This window comes from Acinetobacter sp. V115_6, assembly GCF_031799025.1.
GTDB lineage: Bacteria > Pseudomonadota > Gammaproteobacteria > Pseudomonadales > Moraxellaceae > Acinetobacter > Acinetobacter pittii.
This window is the reverse complement of the sequence record NZ_JAVQNO010000016.1, coordinates 101,924-126,218: the sequence shown is the minus strand read 5'-3', so window position 1 is coordinate 126,218 and position 24,295 is coordinate 101,924. Positions and strand designations below refer to the sequence as shown.

The window sequence follows — 24,295 nt, the reverse complement described above, 5'->3', positions numbered from 1 at the left end:
CCTAGCAACGGATGGGTCTGCCCGTCCTAAAAACAAAAAGAGCACTTAAAGTGCTCTTTGAGTCGATATTATTTTTTAAGATACTGTTTTTGAACTAGATGGAAGATGTTTGATGGCTGAAGCTAAACCAAGGAAGTTAATTCCCTGAAATAAGATATCAACAGCAAGGAACATTCCCAGCACCCAAAAAGGTGAATTTTTAGAAATCAAAATTAAAATACCAGTAAATAAGGTGAGCAGTCCTGAAAACAAGGTCCAGCCCCATCCTGTAATAGGCTTAAGTAAAATTGCATTTATGGTACGTATAGCACCAGCAATGATAAGCGCTATAGATAATAGGCTTGTCAAAACCACAGCTGTAGTGACTGGAGTAGAAAAAGCGTAATAGCCAGCCATGAGATAAAGCACGCCAAACAGTGCCCACAACCATCTACTTGCGCCTTTAAAAACACTCATAGCCGCGACGAGATGTAACACACCGCCGACCATCATGAGTATTCCAAATAAAAAAACGACCGAAAAAGTCGCAAACGGCAATGAACTAAATAAAATCAGACCAAAACCAATAAGCACAAAGCCTAATATCAAATACCATTTACAGTCAGCATGTAACTGATTACGTACCAAATCATTACCTACAGTTTTCATCATGGCTACTCTTATTATCAGGTATTAGAATTTCATCTACCTAACAATAGTGATGTACTTCACATTTTTTGTCTGTATAAAATCTGCATCGTTTCTTATCAATTAATGTGGATAAAGCAGTATTTATCCACAATTTTATTTCACCCAACCAATTTCTTGAGCTGTAGGTAAACCTATTATTGTTTCATGTAAACCATTCGGCATTTTACTGCTCTGCTCGGATAATGGTGTTCGACCACCCATGATTTCAGCGTCAGTTTGCGGATATAAAGGCACTTTTTCAGGGTACGCATAACCTAGAGGATAAAGTGGTTGACCAGTTTTTAAATCATATTTGTCTTGTGCCCCAAAGCCATGTAATAGCTCATGAACAATCACGACCTGATTTTGGGAAGCTTGTGTGTTGGTCGCAAATAAATTCACACTACCAATACGACCTTTTTCCAAAGCAGTCGAATGGATCAAAACTTTTTGATAATGGGGATCGTAATAATTTAAATAAAGTTTAAGTGATGCCCGATTGTCTTCAGGTTGTTGATGTCGCCATGCATAAAAACGGAACTTTAAACTCCACCACATCACATGAAAGATATTGGCATTTTGAGGAACCTCAGGAGGTCGTTGCTGTAATGGCTGGCCTAAACGAATTACAAAGTTTCCTGATTGACCACGATAATGCTGCGACCATTCTCCTAAATAATTTTTTATTTTATTAAAATCAGTGTATTGCAACTGATGAATGTAGCTCTCTGTTGTCTGTAAACCATCTGCATTAATAGGATGTAAAACGACAACAATAGGTTGATTCCAGTCTTGGTTTTGATCTCGCCATGCCTGAACAGCAACAATCAATAAAATAATTAACAAACATAAAACTCGAATGTTTTTCCACATTCTTTTTCCCCATACATTTAAAATTTTCTTTTATTGTTTTAGATATAAAAAATGCTAGCTGAGCTAGCATTTTTTATTGTGGACTTAATTAGCCCTCAACCCATTTACCATTTTGATAAATTAGGCTCCATTTAGTTTGTTTGCCTTCTGGAGTTTCCGAGCCTACATATTGTGATTGATTCTTACGACTGAATTTCACAACTGTCGGATTACCTTCAGGGTCCACGTCTGGTGCTTGTAAAATAAATTGATATTTAGGATCAAGCTGAGCAGCAACACTACGCAATTCCGCAACTTTTGGCGCACGTGTTTCACGAATTTTCGGGAATTTACTTGCGGCCAAAAACAGACCAGCAGCACCATCACGCAACACGAAATAGTCATCATGCTTTGTTGAGCGCAAATGTTCCATCTTGATCGGTTCTACACGTGGAGGTGCAGGCTGACCGCTTTTCAAGACCTTACGAGTATTGTCACAGCTTGTACAAGCGAAATACGGACCAAAACGGCCAGTCTTAAGCTGCATTTCACCATCACATTTATCACACGGAATGGTTGGTCCATCGTAGCCTTTAATCTTGAACTCGCCTTCTTCAAGCTCAAAACCGTCACAATCAGGGTTGTTACCACATACATGTAGTTTACGACCACCATCAATTACATAGCTGTCCATGGCTGTGCCACATTTTGCACAACGATGTTTTGACATCAAGTCTGCGGTTTCAGCACCATCATCATCAGAAAGAGCAGCTAAGGACTCAACAGGTGTTAAGTTCAAAGTACCTTTACAACGCTCTTTAGGCGGCAAGTTATATCCAGAACAACCTAAGAATACGCCTGTTGTACCTGTACGAATCTGCATTGGACGTGAACATTCAGGACAATGTACTGCTGGCACTTCAACCGGTTGGTTACGGCGCATTCCGTGCTCGCCCTGAGCATTAGTAAGACGTTTTTTGAAGTCACCGTAGAAAGTATCAAGTAACTCTTTCCAGTTACGCTCACCTGTTGCAACTTTATCGAGCTGCCCTTCAAGGTCTGCTGTAAATGCATAGTTCATCAAGTTATTGAAACTTTCATCAAGACGATCCGTGACAATTTCACCCATTTTTTCGGCGAAAAGACGACGGTTTTCTAACTTAACGTAGCCACGTTCTTGAATCGTAGAAATAATCGCTGCATAAGTCGAAGGACGACCAATACTACGTTTTTCGAGTTCTTTAACCAAAGAAGCTTCAGTAAAACGTGCAGGTGGTTTAGTAAAGTGCTGACTTGGGTCTAACTTCTCTAATTTTAAGATTTCACCTACTTTAATTGCAGGCAAAATAATATCGTCATCAGACTTGTTGGCACCACGCACTCGTGTAAAACCATCAAATACAAGCGTACGGCCTTTTGCCTTCAATTCAACATCAGCAGCTTCAACCGTTAAAGTTGAAGATAAATATTCTGCTGGAGTCATTTGACAAGCAACAAACTGACGCCAGATCAAATCATATAAACGCTGAGCATCACGCTCTACACCTGCAAGTTGGTCACCTGTAAGCGCAACATTAGAAGGACGAATTGCTTCATGGGCTTCTTGAGCACCGGCTTTGTTTCCATAGCGGTTTGGTTTTGCAGGTAAATACTTCTCACCAAATTGGCTTTCAATATGAGCACGTACCATGCTTACTGCATCGTCACTCAAGAACGTTGAGTCAGTACGCATATAGGTAATAAAACCTGCTTCATATAAACGCTGCGCTAGCATCATGGTCTTCTTTACAGAAAAACCTAGACGTGTACTTGCAGCCTGTTGCAGCGTTGAAGTGATATACGGTGCACTTGGATTGACCTTAGTCGGTTTATCTTCACGCTGTGCAACTTTATATTCAGCACCTTTTAAAACATCCAATAAAGCATCAGTTTCAGCTTTATTTTTCAGTTTAAGGGTTTTACCAGCTTGCTTAACTGCTTCAAGACGAATGTCATCTTTCTTGGCTTGAGTATCTGCAAAAACTTGCCAGTATTCTTCTGGTATAAAAGCACGAATTTCTCTTTCACGCTCTACAACCAGTTTCACCGCTACAGACTGTACACGACCTGCCGATAAACCACGGGCAATCTTTTCCCACAGCAATGGTGAAACCATAAAGCCAACAACACGGTCTAAGAAACGACGTGCTTGCTGTGCATTAACTCGGTTTAAATCTAGGCGGGTAGGTTGTTTAAATGCTTCTTGAATGGCATTTTTAGTAATTTCGTTAAATACCACGCGATGATAACGACTGTCATCACCACCAATAACTTCTCTTAGGTGCCAAGCAATGGCTTCCCCTTCTCTATCCAAATCCGTTGCGAGATAGATTGCATCGGCATCTTTGGCGAGTTTTTTTAGTTCAGCAACAACATTTTCCTTACCTGGCAGAACTTCGTAATGAGCTTCCCAACCATGTTCAGGATCAACCCCCATACGATTAACTAAAGCCTGACTGGCTTTTTGTTCTTTTTCTGCTTCAGTGAGTTTAGTCCGTGCAGCCGGCTTTTTCTCAGTTGATTTACTGCCACCTGTTGGCAAATCACGCACGTGACCTACAGAAGACTTTACAATGTATTGCGAACCCAGATATTTATTGATGGTTTTCGCTTTGGCAGGCGACTCCACAATCACTAAGGCACGTTTATGTGCAGCAGGTGCAGTAGATGCTGTGCTTTGAGATGCAGAGCGCGAGGTATTCGCCATATAAAATGTTATTCCTATACCAATAAATTTAAAAATCAGGCTTTAGCCAAGTTCAACAGATAAGCCTTCATCTCATCTAATTGTGTTGCTCTCAGGTCTGATTCCTCATCCCAATAAAGCCCTACACAGTTTGCCTGCATATCAATAGCATAAATCCCTTTTAATGCAATGGGAGAATCATTAAATTTCTCATCACCCTGAACCACTTTTAATTTGCCGTCTACAACGCGAGCGCGCATTAAAGATAAACGGGCATCGGGAATCAATACACTATAATAAGCAACCATGCTGGCACGCTTTTCAGTCGCCATTGGGACATGTGTCCATTCAGGTGCAACGATTACACGCGGGTGTAAACCCATTTTACGAGCTTTATCACGCATAATACCAAGTGCCTTTTCACGTGGGCTCACTCTTAAACCAAAAATGGAGCCTAGTACGAAAAGAACAATGATAACGGTAACCCAAATTCCCATATTGTCCATAGCAAAACCTATTAATCTCTTTTATTAGAGTTGCATAAGCTGACCAGAAAACGCAAGTTTCATCATAAAAATAATGCCCGATACAGGGGCAAGCTTCAAAATAGTCAGATTTCACAGTGCAAATTACGATGAGCTAACTCAAATATAATTAAGGATTCGAATTACGATCCACAAGTGTCAGCTTCCCAAATTGGTCAATATGAGCATCCCCCCACTGTTTTAAAGCAAATAGAATTTTCTCAAGACTTTGTCCCAAATCAGTCAGGCAATATTCCACTTTAGGCGGTACCTGAGGATAGACTTCTCTATGAATAATTCCATCTTGTTCCAATTCACGTAGCTGATTTGTCAGCATTCTTTGGGTAATGCTCGGAACACGCTTTCGAATTTCGTTAAACCTCAAGGTGCCTTCATTAAATAAATGCCAAAGAATGACGCATTTCCATTTTCCATCAATCAAGCTAATCGCCGCCTCCACTGAACATCCCGGAGAGCAATCAAAACTTGAATGTCTTGCTTTTGCCATTTTACAGTATCCTTTTTGACACTATGAGCGTTATTTGTCTGTAGTCACTTATTTTAAGCTTACGTTATGATCAAACTCTCAACAAGAGGAATGATCATTATGAAAGCTGTGGCATATCAAAAAGCGGGGCCTATTACATCGCCAGAAGCACTCGTCGATATTGAACTCGATGCCCCTATTGCTGAAGGACACGATTTACTTGTTCGTGTACAAGCTGTTTCAGTAAATCCGGTAGATACTAAAATTCGAAAGAATGTAAGCCCTGAGAATAATCAGTGGAAAACTCTTGGCTGGGACGCAGTAGGTGTAGTTGAAGCGATTGGAGATAAAGTTACTCAATTTAAGATTGGCGATATTGTTTGGTATGCAGGCGCTCTTAATCGTCAAGGTAGTAATAGCGAATTACAACTCGTTGATGAACGCATTGTTGGCCATAAACCAAAAACTTTAGAAGTAACCGAGGCGGCAGCTCTCCCTTTAACTGCAATCACGGCTTGGGAGATGTTATTTGATCGCCTGCAAGTTCCAAAGAAAGCGCCAGAAAGCACAACAATATTAGTGATTGGTGGAGCTGGCGGTGTTGGCTCAATCACCATTCAACTTCTTAAACAGCTGACAAACCTAACAATTATTGCAACAGCTTCACGAGCAGAAACTCAAGACTGGGTTAAGCAACTTGGAGCAGATTATGTGTTAGATCACCGTCAACCCTTAGCAGCCCAAATCAAGCAATTAGGTTTAACTGCACCTTTATATGTATTCTCAACCACTCAAACAGATCAGCATTTAGCAGATATTGTCGAGTTGATTGCACCGCAAGGCCGTTTTGGGCTTATTGATGATCCTGAACAGTTAGATATCAAACCGTTTAAGTCAAAGTCTGTATCTGTGCATTGGGAATTTATGTTTACACGTTCAATGTTTCAGACCGAAGATATGGTAAAACAAAGTGAACTATTAAATGAAGTCAGCAAGCTGGTTGATGAAGGGAAAATCAAAACGACCGTAACGGAAGTTATAAGTCCAATTAATGCTGAAAATTTAAAACGAGTTCATCAGCAAATTGAAAGTGGCACAACAAAAGGTAAGATCGTCTTACAAGGTTTTTAAGCAAAATTGGAAAATATTTCCAAATAAAAAGGCAAGTATCGAACTTGCCTTTTTATTAATAGTGGGGAGGTTTATTCGTTAATGGGTCAAAAGGTGCAATGCCTTCTGATAAATCCGACGATTCCACACGTTGATAAAGAAATTGCATTTGTTTTTTCAAATCAGCTATTTCTTGAGTTTGAATAGCGAGTTGTTGATTTAATTGTTCAACTAAATCATCCAAAAATGTAATTCGCACTTGCAAATCTTCAATGGGTGCGGAAAATGACGCTTGATCATCATGATATGGTGGTTTAGTCATTTAAATCCTCATTTGAGATTCTGGAAAACATTATGGCCTATATTACCCTAAGGGATGTCCAACTTGCTTTTGGCGGACCTGCCCTGCTCGATGGCGCGAACTTTAATCTAGAACGTGGCGAACGAGTCTGTTTAATTGGGCGTAATGGTGAAGGTAAGTCTACTTTACTTAAACTGATCGAGGGAAGCCTATTACCAGATTCTGGTGAAGTTTCCATTCAAAATGGTTTAACAGTTTCAATGTTAGCCCAAGACGTTCCAATGGATTCAGGTAAGGTTGCTGACATTGTCGCAGATGGTGCAGGAGAAGCTGCCGAAGTACTCAGAGCTTATCATGAAGCAACTGATGCTTGTATGCTGGGAGATATGGAAGCTTGTGACCGTATGGGCAACCTACAGCATAAGCTCGACCAACTCGACGGCTGGGCACTCGAAAACAAGGTCAATGCTCTGTTAAGTAAAATGGGACTCGATCCAAATGCAGATTTGGCAGACCTTTCGGGCGGACGTAAACGCCGTGTTTTACTCGCTCGTGCTCTTTTAACGCAGCCAGACGTACTACTTCTAGACGAACCAACCAACCATTTAGATGTTGAAAGTATTGAGTGGCTAGAAAAATTCCTACTCGATCAAAATAATTTAACACTCCTATTTATTTCGCATGACCGCTCTTTTGTAGATAGCATTGCGACTCGAATTGTTGAACTTGACCGCGGCATTTTACGCGGCTATGAAGGTAACTATTCACGCTATTTAGAGCTTAAAGCTCAGCAAATGGAAGCAGAAGAGAAACAAAATGCTTTATTTGATAAAAAGTTAGCTGAAGAAGAAGCTTGGATTCGCCAAGGGATTAAAGCTCGTCGTACGCGTAATGAAGGTCGTGTTCGTGCCTTAAAAGCTTTACGCGAAGAATCGAAAGCTCGCCGTTCACAACAAGGCAAAGTGAGTATGGCGACTCAAGAAGCAAATCGCTCTGGTAAATTAGTATTTGATATTGAGCACTTAAGCGTATCTTATGATGATAAACCGCTTATTAAAGATTTCTCTACGCTAGTCATGCGTGGCGACCGTATTGGCCTAGTCGGTGATAACGGTGTCGGTAAAACGACTTTAATTAAAGCCATTTTAGGTGAAATCGAGCACGGTGGTTCTGTTAAGACAGGTACACAGTTAGAAGTTGCTTATTTTGATCAATTACGTAATGCCTTAGACCTTGAAAAAACAGTAATGGCAAACGTTTCAGAAGGCTCTGACTTCGTTGATGTAAATGGTAACCGTCGTCATATTTACAGCTACCTTCAAGACTTCTTATTTTCACCTGAACGTGCTCGTACTCCAGTAAAAGCGCTTTCTGGTGGTGAGCGAAATCGAATCTTACTGGCTAAATTGCTACTCAAACCGTCGAATCTAATTGTAATGGATGAGCCAACCAATGACTTGGATATGGTGACTCTTGAGCTACTTGAAGAGATGCTTTCTGAATATAAAGGTACCCTATTACTCATTTCGCATGACCGTGCATTTATGGACAACGTCGTAACATCGACTTGGGTCTTTGATGGTAAAGGTAATATTGCAGAATACATTGGTGGCTACCAAGACTATTTACAGCAGCGTCCAGATGATAAAGTTGTAGACCAAAAGTCTGACGTAAAAAAAGCTCAGGCAAAAGCCGAAGCTGAAAAAGCCGCTGCACAAAGTAACGTTAAAAAGGTCAAACTGAGCTATAAAGACCAACGTGAACTTGAACAACTTCCTGCTGAAATCGAGAAACTGGAAGTTGAACAAGCAGAGCTTTCTGACAAACTTGCAGATGGTTCATGGTTTGTCAGTAATGCCGATGAAGCAACTAAAGCAAGTCAGCGTCTCGCAGAAATTGAAGAGGTATTACTTGAAAAATTAGAACGTTGGGATGAACTTGAACAAATGAGCAAAGGCAGTTAATCAATAAAAAAGGGCTTTTAATTAAAGCCCTTTTTTTGGATTCAGAATTTCTAATAATGCCATAAAAGGTTTATAAACAAATAAAGAGATGAAGCGAATTACACGTTCAAATATCTGTAACTGCAAAACCATACAAATGAGGATCGCCAAAACAAAACTAATAAAAATATTAATCTCTAACGAATATTTAAAACTTAATTGATGAGTCAAAACAATAATTACAAAACCATGCAATATATAAACTGGCAGCGTTTTTTGGCCTAAACCGATCCAAGGTCGTTTAAAATTTTGAGTGAGTACAAATAAACTCAAAGCACCCATAGCCGATAACAACATAATTACACTGCGAATCAATATTCCCTGCCATAGATCTACATGTAATTGAAAATATGACAAACTGCCAAATAACCAGTAATAACTATAATGACTTATAGCGGCTACAGCAGTAATGATTAATAATGTGCTAACAGCAAATAACTTTGCATAAGGCAACTGCGGAATATACTGAAAAATGGTTTTACCATAGATCGCCCCTGCCATAAAAAAGGGTAAAAAAACAAAAATTCGACCAATCGAATAGCTATAATTATTGATGGGTGAACATCCAATAAGTAAAGCTAAAACTATTGAAAACAAAACTGGATATGCCGTCTTTTTTAGAAAAAAAGCTAAAAACGTCCAAGCCACCATGCCAAATAAATACCATAACACCCAATAAGGCTTAGCAAACCATACCAAATGAAATGACCAATTCCATAAAGTTCCGTTATAAAAAGCATCAAGCAATTGGAATAAAAGTTGAAATGGCAAATACAACGATAAAAAGTAAATTAACTTTTCTAGGGTTTTCTCTTCTTTAAAAAACATGCCCGATATAAAAATAAAAGCTGGCATATGAACAAAGTAAATACTCCCTAAAATCGCTTGATTTAGAGGTTCGTTCCAGCCAATTAACCTTTCAAGGTAATGACCTAATACAACCAGAAAAATTAAGACACCTTTTGTGGCATCGATATGGAGATTTCTCATAAATTTCTATGAATTCAGGATATTCATATCATACTGAATTATTCTTATTTTTTAATTCAAAAAGACAATAAATAAAGTTTCGCTGTATACAAAATAATTATGTTATATCTACCAATATAATAATATTCGAGTATTTTTCATGCTAGATCTTTCTCAAATTTTAGCATTCGGATTAATCTGCTTGGCGATGGTGCTTACCCCTGGCCCAAACATGATTTACCTTATTTCTCGTTCAATTTGCCAAGGAAAAACGGCGGGATTTATTTCACTCGCCGGTGTTGGCGTTGGCTTTGTATTTTATATGCTTTGCGCTTCTTTCGGGATTACAGCGCTTATTATCGCAGTCCCTTATGCTTATGACACTATACGCATTGCAGGGGCAATTTATTTACTCTGGCTAGCATGGAAAGCACTACGTCCCAATGCATCCCCTATTTTTGATGTAAAACAATTATCAGTAGACTCTCCAGCTAAACTATTTTTAATGGGTTTCGCTACAAATCTACTTAATCCTAAAATTGCGATTATGTATTTATCGTTATTGCCACAGTTTATTCACCCACAACAAGGCAGTATTTTATGGCAATCCATTCAGCTCGGTACTATTCAAATTTTTGTTAGCGTCTCGGTAAATGCTCTGATTGTGCTTTCTGCGGGTGGCATTGCCCTTTTTCTTCAACAAAAACCCCTTTGGGCAAATATACAACGTTGGCTTATGGGAACGGTACTAGCTGGGCTTGCTGTTCGTATTCTTTTAGAAAATCGCCGATAACCGCGTTTCACTTCCTCATCTTAACCGCTCAATTCAACAGTGTATTACGACGATAAATTCAGTTCGTGATACACTTTTGCCAGTTTTAATTTTGAATTCTTTATATCGTTATGAGCCAAAAGCAGACTTATACGCCCGGTGAATTTCAATGGTCCTTTTTATTGCCTAAATATTGGGGTATTTGGATTGCCATTGTTTTTTTAATGCTTTTGGCTATTTTGCCGTGGGCAATTCAGTGGCGTCTGGCTCATGGCTTAGCAAATCTGGCTTGGAAATATTTAAAATCTCGCCGAAAAACGACTATTCGTAATTTAGAAGTTTGCTTTACTGAATGGTCAGCCGAAAAAGTACAGCAACAAGCTAAGCGAGTTTTTGTGGATATGATGCTTGGTGTGTTTGAGACACTAAACGCATGGTATAAGCCTTACTGGTTTAAAAACCGTGTCACCATTGAAGGCTTAGAACACATTACCAATGCCCAAGCTCAAGGCAAAGGGGTTTTATTATTGGGTACTCATAGTACGCTTCTTGATGCGGGTGGCTATGTTTGTGCTCAATATTTCGAACCAGATGTTGTGTACCGCCCTCAAAATAATCCATTGCTCGATATGCTGATTTATCGTTGCCGTGGCACCATTTATAAAGCACAAATCGACCATGATGATATGCGTGGTTTAATTCGCCACCTTAAAGATGGTGATGCAATTTGGTATAGCCCTGATCAAGACTTCGGACTCAAGCAAGGCGTTATGGCACCATTCTTTGGTGTGCCAGCGGCCACAGTAACTGCTCACCGTCGTTTATTAAAAATCTCTAAGGCAGTTGCAGTCCCTTTATATTTTTATCGTCACGGTGATATTAAGAACCCGAAATATCATGTTCTGATTGAACCTGCGGTAGATAATATGCCAAGTGAAGATGAAGTCGATGATGCAACTCGAGTTAATAAAATTATTGAAAATCAGCTTCGCATTGCACCAACTCAATATATGTGGTTCCACCGCCGATTTAAGACACGTCCTGAGGGATATGAAGAGATTTATTAAGATAAAGCTGTAATGATTTTAAATTGATGACAGACACAGCCTTAATTTAAAGTGAAATTCAAATACTATCGAATAGGAAGACCTTACTTTTCAAGGATAAAAAGTAAGCAAAAATCCTTTGTTCCGCTGATGTTACTTCCTTGTAACACAGCGAAACAGCGACATCCATGTCGCTAGCACGATAGTAAATTCCGGATAATGATTTAGTTTGAAATGATGTATCTATAGATGGTCCATCTTTTATGAATGTATAAGGCAAAAAACAATGAAAGTGATGCAACTTCTCCCAGAACTCAATAGCGGTGGCGTAGAACGCGGCACACTAGAAATTGCACGTGCACTGGTTGCACAAGGCCATCAATCTTTGGTTGTTTCAAATGGCGGCCGACTAGTGTCCCAGCTTGAAGCTGAAGGTTCTACTCATTTAACGCTGCCTATTCATAAAAAATCACTTTCAAGCTTGTGGCAAATTCGTCCTTTACGCTGGCTGATTGAACAGCATCAACCCGATATTGTTCATGTGCGCTCTCGTGTACCAGCTTGGCTTACTCACTTTGCCTTAAGAAAAATACCTGCAAACAAACGCCCTCACCTCATTAGCACTGTACATGGTTTCTATTCGGTTAATCGTTATAGTGCGATTATGACTCAAGCTGAAAAAGTGATTGCTGTTTCTGACAGCGTGGTTAAATACATCACTGACCATTATAAAAACTGTCCACCGCAAGATATTGTGCGAATTTATCGGGGCATTGACCCTGCCGCTTTTCCACATAATTACCAGCCCTCAGCACAGTGGTTTAACCAAGTTTTTAATGACTTTCCTGAGCTTGAAAATAAGTTTTTACTTTGCTTACCTGGTCGTATTACACGCTTAAAGGGGCATGAAAGTTTAATTGAACTGATGCATCAACTTCAGACGCAATATCCTCAGCTACATGCGGTTGTTGTCGGCGGTGCTGACGCCAAAAAGCAAGCTTACTTAAGTGAATTGCAAAGTACTATTCAAAGCAAAGGGCTCGCAAATAAAATTACCTTCGTAGGTCATCGCTCAGATATTCGGGAATGGCTCGCTTTTAGCGATATTGTGCTCTCTCTATCCAATCAAGCCGAAACATTCGGTAGAACAGCCTTAGAAGCGCTTTCAGTGGGTACGCCAGTAGTTGGCTGGAACCGTGGCGGTGTTGCCGAGATTTTATCAAATGTATACCCACAAGGTCTTGTTGAAGCAGAAAATGAAAAAGCCTTAATCGAGACTGTAAAAAATCATATTGAACAAACTCAAATCGTTGCTCCTGTCACTATGTTTAGCTTAAAAGATATGTGTGATCAAACACTAGAACTATACCAACGCGTTTTGAAATAACCCAATAAAAAACCCGCAATATTCGCGGGTTTTTTACAACTAAAAGAAAGCCATCTTATTTAAATGTTGCTTCATAAGCAGCAGCTTTTTCAGAGTCGTATTGTTTTTCCCATTTACTGATTACTAGTACAGCAAGTGCGTTACCAACAACGTTCAACGCTGTACGAGCCATATCCATAATACGGTCAACACCAGCAATAAATGCTAAGCCTTCAAGCGGGATACCAACAGTATGTAAAGTTGCTAATAGGACAACAAATGATACGCCAGGAACACCAGCAATACCTTTAGAAGTAATCATCAAAGTAATAACCAAGATTACCTGTTGACCGATTGACATATCTATACCATAAAGCTGTGCAATAAAGATTGCTGCGATACTTTGGTAAAGTGTAGAACCGTCGAGGTTAAATGAATAACCTGTTGGGATCACAAAACTGGAAATTGCTTTTGGCGCACCGTAAGCTTCCATTTTTTGCATAATACGTGGTAAAACTGTTTCCGAGCTTGCTGTTGAGAATGCTAAAATCAATTCATCTTTTAAAATCTTAAACAAGATAAAGATGTTGATTCCAAACATTTTTGCGGTAATACCCAAAACCACAAAAGCAAAGAAAAAGATAGCGGCATAAACCAACACTACCAATTTAGCTAATGGAATGAGTGAAGTAAAACCGAAGTTAGCAACAGTTACTGCGATTAAACCAAACACACCCACAGGTGCATATTTCATAATGATGTGCGTTACGCGGAACATCGTTTCTGAAACTGCATGAAACACATTTAACAATGGGTCTTTAGTAGTTGCTGGCAATGAAGACAGACCAATACCAAACAACACAGCAAAGAAAATCACAGGCAACATTTCACCGTGTGCCATAGAGTTAACAATATTGGTTGGAATCATGGACAAAATTGTCTGTACCAATCCATGTGACTGAGAACCAACTTCTTGAGCTGTATGCTGATATTGCGAAATATCAGTCGTCACTAACATCGCTTTATCTACACCAGCACCTGGTTGGAAAATATTTGCCGCAACCAAACCAACCAAAATAGCAATAGTCGTAATAATTTCAAAATAGAGAATGGTTTTAAAACCAAGTCGCCCTAAACTTTTCGTACTGCCAACACCTGCAATACCTAAAATCAAGGTAGAGAAAACGATTGGAATAACAATCATTTTAATCAGGCTAATAAAGATCTTACCAAGTGGGGTAAGAACATTATTCACAATACTGTCTTTGATTTCAGGCTGGTTATGTAAAACAGCCCCGACAACTATCCCTAGGATTAAAGCAATTAAAATTTGCCAAGCAAGGCTAAATTTAAAATTCTTCATAAGACAATCCTTATGCACCGCAAAGTATCAAATATGAGAGGGAGAAGAACACTAACTAAGAGTGAAACCTCAACATGTACAGTAATTTCCAAACAGAAATTTAAATGTACAAACAAATCACAACCCGCCGATCCGGCGAAGTAAAAAACAATGCCTGTTGACGATCCAACATGTCAACGATCGGCACATTCTATTGAGATTTATTAATTAAACAACCCCAATTTATCTTTAAATAAATCAAAGCCTATATTTATTCATCAATAATCTATAAAAACAAAAACTTAGATAAAAAAATTTTTGTATCTTTTTTCATTAAAAATTACGCAGATGTATATGAAAATTTATAAAGGCTTAACGCGAATTAAATAGATTTTAAAAATAAGATAATCTTGGAAATATTTATTTGATTTACAATAAATTTAATAAGGTATATAAAAATATCAACCCGAGTTCTGCATCCTGCAAAACTCGGGTAAATGAGGTTGTGCTTTCAGGTTAATAATTATTTTTATCGTTTCCGTTCCAACATCTGATCCGTGATGCTATTCCATATCAGCGTTGTGTATCCTTACTTGGGACTATCCATTCCCGGTTCCGTGTGCCGATGAATGTAGAATAAGGTTTTTATAACCCTCTGCCTATTCGCCCTAGACTCAAATCTTTGTACGATATTGCTTACATCACTTTTTATATTCTTTTTATTTATAAGGCTGTGCAATTTTATCAGTTACTACTTTTTCTTCAGCTTCAGCCTTTGCAATTCCTTCTTGGATGGCTCTTTGCGCCTCTTCTTCATCATCTTGAGTTTGTTCCAGTTCCTCTTGAATATGCTCAAATATTCGACCAGTCTGCAAAACCACATAGACTGGAAAATGATCAGATCCAACATGAGGTAAACGCTGCATCTTCACTAAACCGAAGTCTGTACTATGGAAAATATGGTCTAAAGACCAGCGCAATAAAGGATAGTCCGCATGAAAAGTATTAATAAAATGTCGCCCAACACGCGGGTCAAGCAATCCACTAATCCGTTGAAATAACCGTGTAGTACGTGACCAAGCTACATCGTTTAAATCTCCCATCACAATACAGCTTTCATCTAGATCTTTAATTTGGTCGCCCACAATTAAAAGTTCAGCATCGCGTAGAGTTGAATCCTTCGCCTCAGTTGGACTAGGTGGCTTAGGATGCAAACAATAGAGTTGAACTGGCATACCAGATCGTAAAGTCACAGTTGTATGAATAGAGGGAATTTCATCACTGAGAATAAATTTAACTTCAGTATTTGATAAAGGTAGACGGCTATATAAATGCATGCCGTAGAGGTTATCTAAGGGTACAGGAACGCGATAAGGATAGTCACTTTCAATCTCTCTTAAAGCATTTTCCCATGTCGTATCGCTTTCCAATGTAAGTAGTAAATCTGGTTTTAATGTCCTGATCTGTTCAAGCAATAAATGATACTTATCATTAGGAGTAAGGACATTCGATACGATTAATGAAATCTGCTTTTGTGGATCTAATTGAGATGTCTTCACCTGTTTAACCTGTTTTTTCCAAAACAAGGTATAGGGCAAAATCATTTTAAGCTGATAAGCAATGGCAGCAATGAGCGCAGCCAGCACGACTTCACGCCAGAGATTCCATTCGGTGGGCCAAAACAGCATTCCTATAAAGGCTAAAAGACCAACAAATAAAATCTGCAACCGAGGAAAGTCAGCACCACGAAACCACCACTCATCACGAGGAATAAGTGACCAGAAACTTAACCAAATCACCAGACCAGCTAGAACTTCGATATAAATCATTGAATTTTCTCTTTTAAGATGATTTGTTTTTTAAAGTTTTTGTCATCTTTATCAATTTTGTATGTAACATAAACAAGATATTCTACTCAATAAAGATGGTGTTTTGTTTCTGTAACGCTTGCAGTTGTGGACACTTTTGATACACTCAACTCCCCCTAACAATTTTAACGCACCGAGGCAAAATGACATGAAAGTAGGTCTGGTCGGTTGGCGCGGGATGGTCGGTTCCGTCCTTATGCAACGTATGGTTGAAGAGAATGATTTTGCTCATATTGAGCCATTTTATTTCTCTACCAGTAATGCAGGTGGTGAAGCTCCTTCATTTGGTGGTAAGACTGCCCCAGCACTTATGGAAGCTACAGACATTAATAGTCTGAAGCAAATGGATGTCATTATTACCTGTCAAGGTGGTGACTATACGTCTGAAGTTTTCCCACAGTTAAAAGCGACGGGTTGGGATGGCTACTGGATTGACGCAGCTTCAACTTTACGTATGTCAGATGATGCAATCATCGTTCTTGACCCAGTAAACCTTAACGTTATTAAAGACGGCTTGGTTAACGGCACCAAAACTTTCGTAGGTGGTAACTGTACAGTATCACTTATGTTGATGGGTGTAGGTTCACTTTTCCAAAATAATTTGGTGGAGTGGATGACTGCTATGACTTATCAAGCAGCATCAGGCGCTGGCGCACAAAACATGCGTGAGCTACTAACTGGTATGGGCTACTTATACAACAATACTAAAACATTGTTAGATGATCCTAAATCTGCAATTTTGGATATTGATCGTCAAGTTGCCGAGTTACAACGTGGTGAAGGTTTCCCTTCTGCTAACTTTGGTGTGCCATTAGCTGGCTCATTGATTCCTTATATTGATAAGCAACTTGAAAGTGGTCAATCAAAGGAAGAGTGGAAAGGTCAAGTTGAAACCAACAAGATCTTGGGTAACTCACAAATTGTTCCTATCGACGGCCACTGTGTCCGTATTGGTGCGATGCGTTGCCACTCTCAGGCACTTACTATCAAGTTGAAAAAAGATGTACCACTTGATGAAATCGAAGATATGATTCGTACTTCAAGCCAATGGGCGAAAGTTGTACCAAACACTCGTGAAGCGTCTATGACTGACCTTACACCTGTTACTGTAACTGGTACCTTAACTGTGCCTGTAGGTCGTCTACGTAAACTCAACATGGGTAAAGAGTATCTAGGTGCATTTACAGTCGGTGACCAGTTACTTTGGGGTGCTGCTGAGCCTTTACGTCGCATGTTACGTATTTTAGTTGAATACAAAAGCTCATAATTTGATTTGAATTATTCAGTCAAAATAAAAAGCCGATCACATTAGATCGGCTTTTTCGTAACTGGTTTGTGAAAATTTTACAATTTATTTACATTTCATTATTGTATAATTTTGAATGACTTTACGACTTATTAGGTCATGGATTGAGATGACTGTTTATAACAAATTAAAAATTGCCATTTTCACCATTATGTCTTCGCCTTCTATTTATGCGATTACATTAGACCCTATACAAATTCAGTCCGCACCTGGCGATTTGTTATATGCCGAAATGAATTTTCAACAAGCTGACCCCAACGCCAATCTACAAGTCAGTCTAGCGACTCCTGAAGATTTAAGCGCGTTAGGCGTAACTCATCAGCCGCCCGGAAATCTTAATTTTTATACACGCCAAAACGGTCAAGGCTCAGGGGTTATTGTGATTACCTCATCTCGCCCTGTGATTGATCCTGAACTAAATATTGTAGTAAAAATTAGTGAAGGTTCTGCTACACGTTTGCAGCATATCAAAACCGTAATTAAGCCTTCTTCTATAAAAAAGACTGAAAATAACGAAAATACTTTGTCACCTCAGTTTATTGTCAATGAAAAAGACATTGCTCTAAATCTGCCAGAAAGTACTCGATATGCATCACCAACTTCGGCCTCAACTACAAATAATTCAAATGGTGAACACAGTCTTAATATTAACGTTGGAACTGCTCCAGCAATAAACACAAATTCATCCAATACACTTAGTGCAAATTCTTCTACTCAACTTACCCAACAAGTTACAACAGCTACTACCCCAGATCAGACAGAAATTAAACCAACCAGCGCTAAGACACCTACAAATAATTCACAAAAAACTCCGGTCAAAAATTTAACAGCGCAAAAGAAATCTGTACCTCAAAAAGCGCTTAACCAAACTCCTGCAAAGAAACAATCGTTAAGTTCCTACAAAGGACCAGCATCATCAGGTAAATATGTGGTACAGCGAAATGAGTCTTTATGGAGCATTGCTAATCGTATTGCCGCGAAAACAAAACAACCTGTTGCGAAAGTCATGCATGATATTCAAACACAAAACCGACATGCTTTTATTCAAGGTGATGTAAATCGTTTGCGTCAGGGAATCGCACTTAACCTAGCTCACTCTCCTGCAGCTAAACCTCAGCAAAACAAGTCAAAAACAGATATCGCACATACTGCAAAATCAACTTCTGGCAAAGCAAAATACCGTTTACAGCAAGCCGAAATGAGTATTGTGGCTGAAAACAGTCAAAATTCTACGCATGGAAGTGCTAAAAAGAGCACACAACAAAGTCAAAACAATACTGAGTTAGCAGTAAAAGTTATGACAACAAGAGAAAAAACCGTTACATTACAAAGGAATGTAACCAAACTAAATCAAACTTTACGTTTAAAAGACCAACGTATTCAACTTCTGAATGCACGTTTGGCAGAGTTACAACAGCAGTTACAAGCACAGCAACAGACTCATAAGCAAAAGCATTAAGTTAAAACCAGAGTCAGCTCGCTTTATATTGCAAATATTTATTTTTTAAGGGGAAAGTAATGTTATATGTGATTCCATTCATCATATTGCTCGTGGTCGCTGTCATTTTAAAAAAACGCGAAAATAGCCAGAAGCAAGAGTCGAATTCCCCTAAAACAATAAATAGAAAAACCAATAAAAAAGCGAACTCTAAATCAAGTAAAAACTCGCGTGAAAAAACTAAAGTAAATGTAGTTGATGAATCTATTCCCTCTACTCCACAAAGCAGTCCTGTTCCAGACGCTGTTCGCCAGAAGATTCAGCTACTTATCCAAGAAAGACAATTCTCAGCTGCTGAAGCTCAAGTCAATCAGGCGCTAAAGAAAGATAATACGCAACATGAACTTTATTTATTGCTACTTGAGATTCATATTGCACAAAAAGATGAGTTTGCAATAACTCAACTGATTAGCCATATTCGTAGCTTAGCGCTCAATGAAATAGCCATTCAAGCAGAAGCCAGACAAAAAGAATATGAGTCATCAAGACAACCAGATGCGATCGATTTTCCTCAAGCTCAAACATACCAAGAGCCAAAAAATACATCTGATGCAACAGCTCAGTTTGACCAATTAACAACAAGTTCTTCTGAAACTTCTTTTGATGAATTGCAGCAAGACTATACCCCTGTAAAGCAAGAACCTGCTGTTGAAGTTGAACCTTTAGAGTTTAACTTTTCATTTGACCAAACCACGACTACCGAAAGTACCAGCCAACCAACACAGAAATCAGAGTTATCGCCATCTCAAGAAACAAATGAGCTAGCTGACCTAGAGTTTTCTTTTGACTTGGCACCTCTGCATGAATCTGAGGAAAAAAACCAGACAATAGCGGCACCAGCAGCTCAAGAGAACACCAATGCTTTGGATTTTAATCTTGAATTAACCCATGAAGGTCCAGAAGTAAAACCTAATGAACAGATCTCATCATTAGATGAGCTTCAACTCGTAGAACAAGCTCCATTAGAGTCGAATTCAATAGCACCTATTGAGTTTTCGCTAGACGAGCCTGCATTAGTTACAGCACCAGAGATTGAAACTCAAAACCTTGTAGACCTAGTAGGCGAAGAAACTACCCCAGATCAAACTAAAGATCCCCTTGTAGAAGCTTTTCCAGAATTAAAACAGTTAGATGAAAATGAACTTGATTTAAAACTAGCTGAGCAATACATCAAGTTAGGAGCCTACCCAGCAGCTCAAGCCTTATTGGCAAGCAATGAGCAAAAATTCAACACAGAACAACAACAACGCGCGAAAAACTTACTTAATCGCATAGCTTCTTAGAACTGTTCGATTTACCATAAGCAGTCAGAGATGACTGCTTTTTTATGCCTGCAAAAATATGAAAAAAATAGCCTTATTTTATATGGGTGGTACTTTTGGTTGCATTGGTGAACCTCTAGCTCCTATGCCTTATGAGCAATTCTTACCTCAACTTGAAAAAGTGATTCCCCCACACTTAACAGTTGACTGCTTTGCTGCACCCAATATTGTTGATAGCAGTGCATGCACGGCACCTGACTGGTTACGCCTGATTCAACGTATACAACAACTACAACTTGAAGGTTATCAGCATTTCGTTGTTATTCATGGTACAGACACGCTCAGTTATGCGGCTGCGACCCTAGCCCGCTTTTTGGGCCAAAGCTGTCATATTGTGATTACCGGTAGTCAATATCCGCTACTCAATATTCAAGGCGATAACACCCGTGAATTTACTGATGCAATTGAGAACTTATATCTTGCATTAGAACAAGTGATTGCTTTACCTGTGGGTGCTTATCTCGCATTCCACCATCAAGTATTCCACGCGCAAACTGCATTAAAAACGCATACGACTGAACTCGATGCATTTTCAGGGTTAAGTAGTGAAGCTGAGTTTACGCCTCAGCAAAATGAATTGATCGTACAAGATGCCCAAATTGAACGAGCTGCTTCCTTCCAGATTTTAAACTGGATGATGCAACCGATTTCAACACAGCACTTAGTACAGCAATTACGCCACTTACTTCCAGCCCCACCACACTTTTTAGTGTTACAAGGTTTTGGTACCGGCAATATTGCAGTAAACCAAGAATTACTCGCAACATTAGATGAGCTTTACACACGTGGCTGTGTTCCGATTCTTACCACTCAGGTGACATTCGGTGGTATTGATCAACGTTATGCGATTAGTGCATGGGCCAAAACTGCAAAAATTGTCATCAGTGATGCTCATAGCCATGCAGATCTCTATGCAAAAGCCATTCAAATCTATTTAAAATACCCAACCCCAGAACAATGGCTCAGCCATTGGAATGAAAATTAGCATTAAATAGAGGTGAAGCTATGCAACGTTATGCAGTCGGTATTGAATTTAGCGGAGTTCAATACCGAGGTTGGCAAACACAACAGCCAGGCGTTGCCAGCGTTCAGGAAACGATCGAGCGTGTACTGAGTAAAATTGCAGATGAGCCCATTGCACTTCACGGTGCGGGTCGTACTGATGCGGGAGTACATGCAACGAATATGGTGGCACACTTCGACACGAATGCTATTCGTCCAGAAACGGGGTGGTTAAGAGGGGCAAATAGTCAACTACCTAAAGATATTTCCATTCAGTGGATTAAACTGATGGATGTAAATTTTCATGCCCGCTTTAAAGCGACTGCTCGACGTTACCGCTATATCATCTATAACGCACCGCATCGCCCAGCACTATTACACAAGCAAGTTACGCACATTTACCAAAAGCTAGATGTGCAAAAGATGATTGAAGCTGCCAGTAAATTTGAAGGAACGCATAACTTTGAAACTTTCCGCGCAGCAGCATGCCAGTCAAACCAGCCTGTTCGACATGTAAAACATTGCCGTTTATTTGAACATGGACGCTATTTAGTTTTAGATATTCAAGCAGATGGTTTTTTACACCATATGGTGCGTAATATTGTCGGTTGCTTACTCGAAATTGGTCAAGGTATGTATGAAATTGATCATATCGATGCAATGTTTGCAGCGCAGGATCGTAAGGCAGCTGGGGTAACCGCCCCACCCGATGGCCTTTATTTTATTCAGTGTAATTATCCTGAGCTGTTTGATTTGCCGCAGCCACCACTTGGACCACATTGGCTAAACTTACCAGATTAAAATATTTAAAACTCAGTATCAAAATTAAGCATTAAATAAGATACGCGACAAAGTCATACGCAACCTGCCCTAAATATATAATTATATGTTTTTGCGATGCATTAAATATTGATAATTATCTAACAGGTTTTGCGTATGACAATGGTTTTGGTTACTTTTCCCGAAAGAAAAGTAACTCTAGCTGAAAGCCAATCCAATTATTAAAGCCTCAATGGCACGACTATGTCATGACATAGAATAAATTATCGGTGTTGTTTACGCTTACGGTATTCAACAGGTGTTTCATTCGTCCAACGCTTAAATGCACGATAGAACGTACTTGGTTCGGAGAAACCAGTTAAATACACAATACGTTCAACACTCTCATTGGTATTTGCCAGAAGCTTTTTAGCCAAACGACAACGATAGTCAGAAAGTATTTGTTGAAAACTGGTATTTGCCTCACTGAGCTGAGTGCGTAAACGACGCGGCGTAATATTCAACTGAGCAGCAACCGTCTCTAAAGTTGTTTCTCCACTTTCAAGTGTCGAACCAATCGCACGACGAACCTCACCTACCAAATCATAGCGGGCCAATTCCTGCAATTTCTCAATTGCGAGCTGCTCATGCAATTGCAATAACTCAGGCTCTGCTTGCCAAAGCTGGAAATCTAAAATAGCTGGGTCAAAATATAAACGTGTCTCTTTCTGACCTAAGCTAACTGGGCAGCCAAATACACGGAAATATTCATCCTCAGAAGCTCCTTCGCTAAAATTAAAATCGATGAAGATAGGATGAAATTGTCCTTCAGTAATGAACTTAAAAAATCTAAGCACGCCCGAAATCGCACATTCAGAGAAATGACGATTGACGAGATTGTCAGCACCAATCTGTTCGCCATTGGTTAAATAACAACGTCCTTCTTCAACGACTAGTTTTGCATCAAATGCATCACTAATCAGTCGTTGATAAGCTAAGGCTCGTTTTAAGCCTTCACCAAAGGTTTCACTACTAATAAATAGATGTTCAATCACCTGCCCTCGATATAAAGGCAAATGTTCACCTAAATGCAGACCGATGTCTGGATCTTTACTGACTTCCTGAGCGGCAGTCCAAAAGGCGTACTGTGCACTTAACGGTGTACGTGCATTGGTATCGACCTGATTTAAAGCAACTCCCGCTTTGGTTAATATTTCTTCTGTTGGCAAACCCGCACGACGAATCGCTTGGTAGCCAAAGCGTAATACAACTGATGCATCTGTTAGCTGACCCACGCAGTGCCCTTCCATGTAGATACTTCATTGATATTTAGGGCTGTTGACCTTTATGCAATTAACAGTCCCTAATAACTATGATTTTAGATTAGCGTTGATTGACCAAACTGACAACAGAATTACACTTCTTTTGTGAAAAAAATTACATCTTTTTTGATTAGTCATACTTTAACCAGATGCTTTAGCAGAAGTGTGTCTATCTTGTTTTTTTTAAAAAAATTGACTATAATTTGCGCCTTTCCAATTTGATCATCAGGTAGGCTATGGCCAATAAAGAGGAACTCATTGAGTTCGAAGGCGTTGTCACCGAAACGCTTCCTAATACGATGTTCCGTGTACGTCTTGAAAACGGTCACGAAGTTATTGCACACATTTCTGGTAAAATGCGTAAACACTATATTCGTATTCTTACTGGCGACAGTGTAAAAGTCGAAATGACTCCATATGACTTAACTAAAGGTCGTATTACGTACCGTGCTCGCTAATTAGTGAATGCAAAAAAGCCACTTTATGATGTGGCTTTTTTATTGCGTTATTTATTCACTTAAGCGACTGGTTTTACATCCCACCGTTTGGCATTCACGCAATCTTTCTTGCAGCCAATGGTTTCTTTCTTGCGTTGTCTGTAAACGACATTGCACGTCTACACTATTCCTATTTGAATCTGTACACTCGGCATCACGTTGACGTATCCATGCAAGCTGAGACTTCTTAAGAATATTTTTCTGCGCGGTGTTTAACTTTACTCGCAGTGCTTGATAATTCTTATTCAGATCAGCATCAGCACTCGCATAAATTTTATTTGTACAGTAAATATCATCGTAAGTATTGCGGGCACTATCACAGTTATCTGCATAGACTGAAGTCACGCCAAAGCTGCATAAAAATGCAAAAAATATTTTTTTCATCATGTTTTCCTTAAGTTTTTTACAAAATAATTATAAAGCCTTTTGAATATTAGTATGAATCTCTAAATAAACTTATTCTCCATTTATCTTAATCCTCCTTTTTTGCTTTACAAGCTTGTAAATACAACCTATTGTTCTTTAATAATAAATATAATTTCATATAGTGAGAAA

At 39.2% G+C, this 24,295-nt stretch carries 22 protein-coding genes; 11 read left to right on the top strand and 11 right to left on the bottom strand.

From position 1 onward, the window contains the following. Positions 1–75 precede the first annotated feature (75 nt). The 5 genes from RMA94_RS03790 to RMA94_RS03770 all read right to left on the bottom strand — a co-directional run bounded on the left by RMA94_RS03790 (position 76) and on the right by RMA94_RS03770 (position 5,278). Positions 76–648 carry an HdeD family acid-resistance protein gene (locus RMA94_RS03790; protein ID WP_311082006.1) on the bottom strand — a complete coding sequence of 191 codons (573 nt, stop codon included), beginning with the start codon at positions 646–648 and terminating at the stop codon, positions 76–78. 135 nt (positions 649–783) lie between these two features. After that, positions 784–1,542 carry a hypothetical protein gene (locus RMA94_RS03785; protein WP_311081915.1) on the bottom strand — a complete coding sequence of 253 codons (759 nt, stop codon included), beginning with the start codon at positions 1,540–1,542 and terminating at the stop codon, positions 784–786. An 88-nt stretch (positions 1,543–1,630) separates the two neighbouring features. Then, entirely contained in the window at positions 1,631–4,267 is a 2,637-nt protein-coding gene (gene topA / locus RMA94_RS03780; RefSeq protein ID WP_005079182.1) for a type I DNA topoisomerase, read from the bottom strand. Positions 4,268–4,302: 35 nt separating this feature from the next. After that, positions 4,303–4,752: a hypothetical protein gene (locus RMA94_RS03775; RefSeq protein WP_002114763.1), complete on the bottom strand. Its 450-nt coding sequence runs from the start codon at positions 4,750–4,752 to the stop codon at positions 4,303–4,305. 148 nt (positions 4,753–4,900) lie between these two features. Continuing rightward, on the bottom strand, positions 4,901–5,278 hold the full coding sequence (locus RMA94_RS03770; protein ID WP_130173226.1) for a helix-turn-helix domain-containing protein: 378 nt from the start codon (positions 5,276–5,278) through the stop codon (positions 4,901–4,903). Between the two features lie 99 nt (positions 5,279–5,377). Between RMA94_RS03770 and RMA94_RS03765 the strand changes: the two genes are divergently transcribed. Further along, a complete protein-coding gene (locus RMA94_RS03765; RefSeq protein WP_086265056.1) occupies positions 5,378–6,388 on the top strand; it encodes a zinc-binding alcohol dehydrogenase family protein in 1,011 nt (336 codons plus the stop codon). Between the two features lie 55 nt (positions 6,389–6,443). Here RMA94_RS03765 and RMA94_RS03760 read toward each other — a convergent pair whose 3' ends face one another. Next, the gene (locus tag RMA94_RS03760; RefSeq protein WP_002115104.1) at positions 6,444–6,689 is read right to left on the bottom strand and encodes a SlyX family protein; all 246 of its coding nucleotides are present in this window, start codon (positions 6,687–6,689) and stop codon (positions 6,444–6,446) included. 32 nt (positions 6,690–6,721) lie between these two features. Here RMA94_RS03760 and RMA94_RS03755 point away from each other — a divergent pair, with 32 nt between their 5' ends. Next, on the top strand, positions 6,722–8,632 hold the full coding sequence (locus RMA94_RS03755; protein WP_044101286.1) for an ATP-binding cassette domain-containing protein: 1,911 nt from the start codon (positions 6,722–6,724) through the stop codon (positions 8,630–8,632). A gap of 21 nt (positions 8,633–8,653) precedes the next feature. Here the strand turns inward: RMA94_RS03755 and RMA94_RS03750 are convergent, their stop codons facing one another. Then, on the bottom strand, positions 8,654–9,661 hold the full coding sequence (locus RMA94_RS03750; RefSeq protein WP_119684855.1) for an acyltransferase family protein: 1,008 nt from the start codon (positions 9,659–9,661) through the stop codon (positions 8,654–8,656). Between the two features lie 139 nt (positions 9,662–9,800). Here RMA94_RS03750 and RMA94_RS03745 point away from each other — a divergent pair, with 139 nt between their 5' ends. From RMA94_RS03745 to RMA94_RS03735, 3 genes are all read left to right on the top strand, one after another. Next, positions 9,801–10,433 carry a LysE family translocator gene (locus tag RMA94_RS03745; RefSeq protein WP_069031540.1) on the top strand — a complete coding sequence of 211 codons (633 nt, stop codon included), beginning with the start codon at positions 9,801–9,803 and terminating at the stop codon, positions 10,431–10,433. Positions 10,434–10,543: 110 nt separating this feature from the next. Next, positions 10,544–11,479, top strand: a complete 936-nt coding sequence (locus RMA94_RS03740; protein ID WP_130173228.1) for a lauroyl acyltransferase — start codon at positions 10,544–10,546, stop codon at positions 11,477–11,479. Positions 11,480–11,744: 265 nt separating this feature from the next. Further along, the gene (locus RMA94_RS03735) at positions 11,745–12,845 is read left to right on the top strand and encodes a glycosyltransferase family 4 protein (RefSeq protein ID WP_311081908.1); all 1,101 of its coding nucleotides are present in this window, start codon (positions 11,745–11,747) and stop codon (positions 12,843–12,845) included. Between the two features lie 55 nt (positions 12,846–12,900). Here the strand turns inward: RMA94_RS03735 and gltP are convergent, their stop codons facing one another. Together gltP and RMA94_RS03725 are read right to left on the bottom strand one after the other, a co-directional pair. Further along, positions 12,901–14,187: a glutamate/aspartate:proton symporter GltP gene (gene gltP / locus RMA94_RS03730; RefSeq protein WP_002114864.1), complete on the bottom strand. Its 1,287-nt coding sequence runs from the start codon at positions 14,185–14,187 to the stop codon at positions 12,901–12,903. Positions 14,188–14,885: 698 nt separating this feature from the next. After that, positions 14,886–15,995: an endonuclease/exonuclease/phosphatase family protein gene (locus RMA94_RS03725; RefSeq protein WP_311081905.1), complete on the bottom strand. Its 1,110-nt coding sequence runs from the start codon at positions 15,993–15,995 to the stop codon at positions 14,886–14,888. Positions 15,996–16,182: 187 nt separating this feature from the next. Between RMA94_RS03725 and asd the strand changes: the two genes are divergently transcribed. The 5 genes from asd (at position 16,183) to truA (ending at position 21,963) form a co-directional block, all read left to right on the top strand. Beyond that, the gene (asd, locus tag RMA94_RS03720; protein WP_311081903.1) at positions 16,183–17,301 is read left to right on the top strand and encodes an aspartate-semialdehyde dehydrogenase; all 1,119 of its coding nucleotides are present in this window, start codon (positions 16,183–16,185) and stop codon (positions 17,299–17,301) included. A gap of 148 nt (positions 17,302–17,449) precedes the next feature. Continuing rightward, positions 17,450–18,799, top strand: coding sequence for a hypothetical protein (locus tag RMA94_RS03715; RefSeq protein ID WP_311081901.1), 1,350 nt, complete (start codon positions 17,450–17,452; stop codon positions 18,797–18,799). Between the two features lie 59 nt (positions 18,800–18,858). Then, entirely contained in the window at positions 18,859–20,121 is a 1,263-nt protein-coding gene (locus RMA94_RS03710; protein ID WP_311081900.1) for a hypothetical protein, read from the top strand. 58 nt (positions 20,122–20,179) lie between these two features. Next, positions 20,180–21,145 carry an asparaginase gene (locus tag RMA94_RS03705; RefSeq protein WP_311081899.1) on the top strand — a complete coding sequence of 322 codons (966 nt, stop codon included), beginning with the start codon at positions 20,180–20,182 and terminating at the stop codon, positions 21,143–21,145. Between the two features lie 20 nt (positions 21,146–21,165). Continuing rightward, positions 21,166–21,963: a tRNA pseudouridine(38-40) synthase TruA gene (truA, locus tag RMA94_RS03700; protein WP_311081898.1), complete on the top strand. Its 798-nt coding sequence runs from the start codon at positions 21,166–21,168 to the stop codon at positions 21,961–21,963. 242 nt (positions 21,964–22,205) lie between these two features. Here truA and RMA94_RS03695 read toward each other — a convergent pair whose 3' ends face one another. Continuing rightward, positions 22,206–23,216 (bottom strand): AraC family transcriptional regulator, encoded by a 1,011-nt coding sequence (locus RMA94_RS03695; protein ID WP_005066032.1) that lies wholly within the window; start codon positions 23,214–23,216, stop codon positions 22,206–22,208. A gap of 263 nt (positions 23,217–23,479) precedes the next feature. Here RMA94_RS03695 and infA point away from each other — a divergent pair, with 263 nt between their 5' ends. Then, positions 23,480–23,701: a translation initiation factor IF-1 gene (gene infA, locus RMA94_RS03690; protein ID WP_001284370.1), complete on the top strand. Its 222-nt coding sequence runs from the start codon at positions 23,480–23,482 to the stop codon at positions 23,699–23,701. A 51-nt stretch (positions 23,702–23,752) separates the two neighbouring features. On the opposite strand, the gene RMA94_RS03685 is transcribed toward infA, so the two are convergent. Beyond that, the gene (locus RMA94_RS03685) at positions 23,753–24,127 is read right to left on the bottom strand and encodes a lysozyme inhibitor LprI family protein (RefSeq protein ID WP_002114916.1); all 375 of its coding nucleotides are present in this window, start codon (positions 24,125–24,127) and stop codon (positions 23,753–23,755) included. Positions 24,128–24,295: the final 168 nt, after the last annotated feature.

Coding starts and splice junctions, on each gene's coding strand:
- RMA94_RS03790 (WP_311082006.1), bottom strand. CDS start 648: ATGAAAACTGTAGGTAATGATTTGGTACGTAATCAGTTACATGCTGAC.
- RMA94_RS03785 (WP_311081915.1), bottom strand. CDS start 1,542: ATGTGGAAAAACATTCGAGTTTTATGTTTGTTAATTATTTTATTGATT.
- topA (WP_005079182.1), bottom strand. CDS start 4,267: ATGGCGAATACCTCGCGCTCTGCATCTCAAAGCACAGCATCTACTGCA.
- RMA94_RS03775 (WP_002114763.1), bottom strand. CDS start 4,752: ATGGACAATATGGGAATTTGGGTTACCGTTATCATTGTTCTTTTCGTA.
- RMA94_RS03770 (WP_130173226.1), bottom strand. CDS start 5,278: ATGGCAAAAGCAAGACATTCAAGTTTTGATTGCTCTCCGGGATGTTCA.
- RMA94_RS03765 (WP_086265056.1), top strand. CDS start 5,378: ATGAAAGCTGTGGCATATCAAAAAGCGGGGCCTATTACATCGCCAGAA.
- RMA94_RS03760 (WP_002115104.1), bottom strand. CDS start 6,689: ATGACTAAACCACCATATCATGATGATCAAGCGTCATTTTCCGCACCC.
- RMA94_RS03755 (WP_044101286.1), top strand. CDS start 6,722: ATGGCCTATATTACCCTAAGGGATGTCCAACTTGCTTTTGGCGGACCT.
- RMA94_RS03750 (WP_119684855.1), bottom strand. CDS start 9,661: ATGAGAAATCTCCATATCGATGCCACAAAAGGTGTCTTAATTTTTCTG.
- RMA94_RS03745 (WP_069031540.1), top strand. CDS start 9,801: ATGCTAGATCTTTCTCAAATTTTAGCATTCGGATTAATCTGCTTGGCG.
- RMA94_RS03740 (WP_130173228.1), top strand. CDS start 10,544: ATGAGCCAAAAGCAGACTTATACGCCCGGTGAATTTCAATGGTCCTTT.
- RMA94_RS03735 (WP_311081908.1), top strand. CDS start 11,745: ATGAAAGTGATGCAACTTCTCCCAGAACTCAATAGCGGTGGCGTAGAA.
- gltP (WP_002114864.1), bottom strand. CDS start 14,187: ATGAAGAATTTTAAATTTAGCCTTGCTTGGCAAATTTTAATTGCTTTA.
- RMA94_RS03725 (WP_311081905.1), bottom strand. CDS start 15,995: ATGATTTATATCGAAGTTCTAGCTGGTCTGGTGATTTGGTTAAGTTTC.
- asd (WP_311081903.1), top strand. CDS start 16,183: ATGAAAGTAGGTCTGGTCGGTTGGCGCGGGATGGTCGGTTCCGTCCTT.
- RMA94_RS03715 (WP_311081901.1), top strand. CDS start 17,450: ATGACTGTTTATAACAAATTAAAAATTGCCATTTTCACCATTATGTCT.
- RMA94_RS03710 (WP_311081900.1), top strand. CDS start 18,859: ATGTTATATGTGATTCCATTCATCATATTGCTCGTGGTCGCTGTCATT.
- RMA94_RS03705 (WP_311081899.1), top strand. CDS start 20,180: ATGAAAAAAATAGCCTTATTTTATATGGGTGGTACTTTTGGTTGCATT.
- truA (WP_311081898.1), top strand. CDS start 21,166: ATGCAACGTTATGCAGTCGGTATTGAATTTAGCGGAGTTCAATACCGA.
- infA (WP_001284370.1), top strand. CDS start 23,480: ATGGCCAATAAAGAGGAACTCATTGAGTTCGAAGGCGTTGTCACCGAA.
- RMA94_RS03685 (WP_002114916.1), bottom strand. CDS start 24,127: ATGATGAAAAAAATATTTTTTGCATTTTTATGCAGCTTTGGCGTGACT.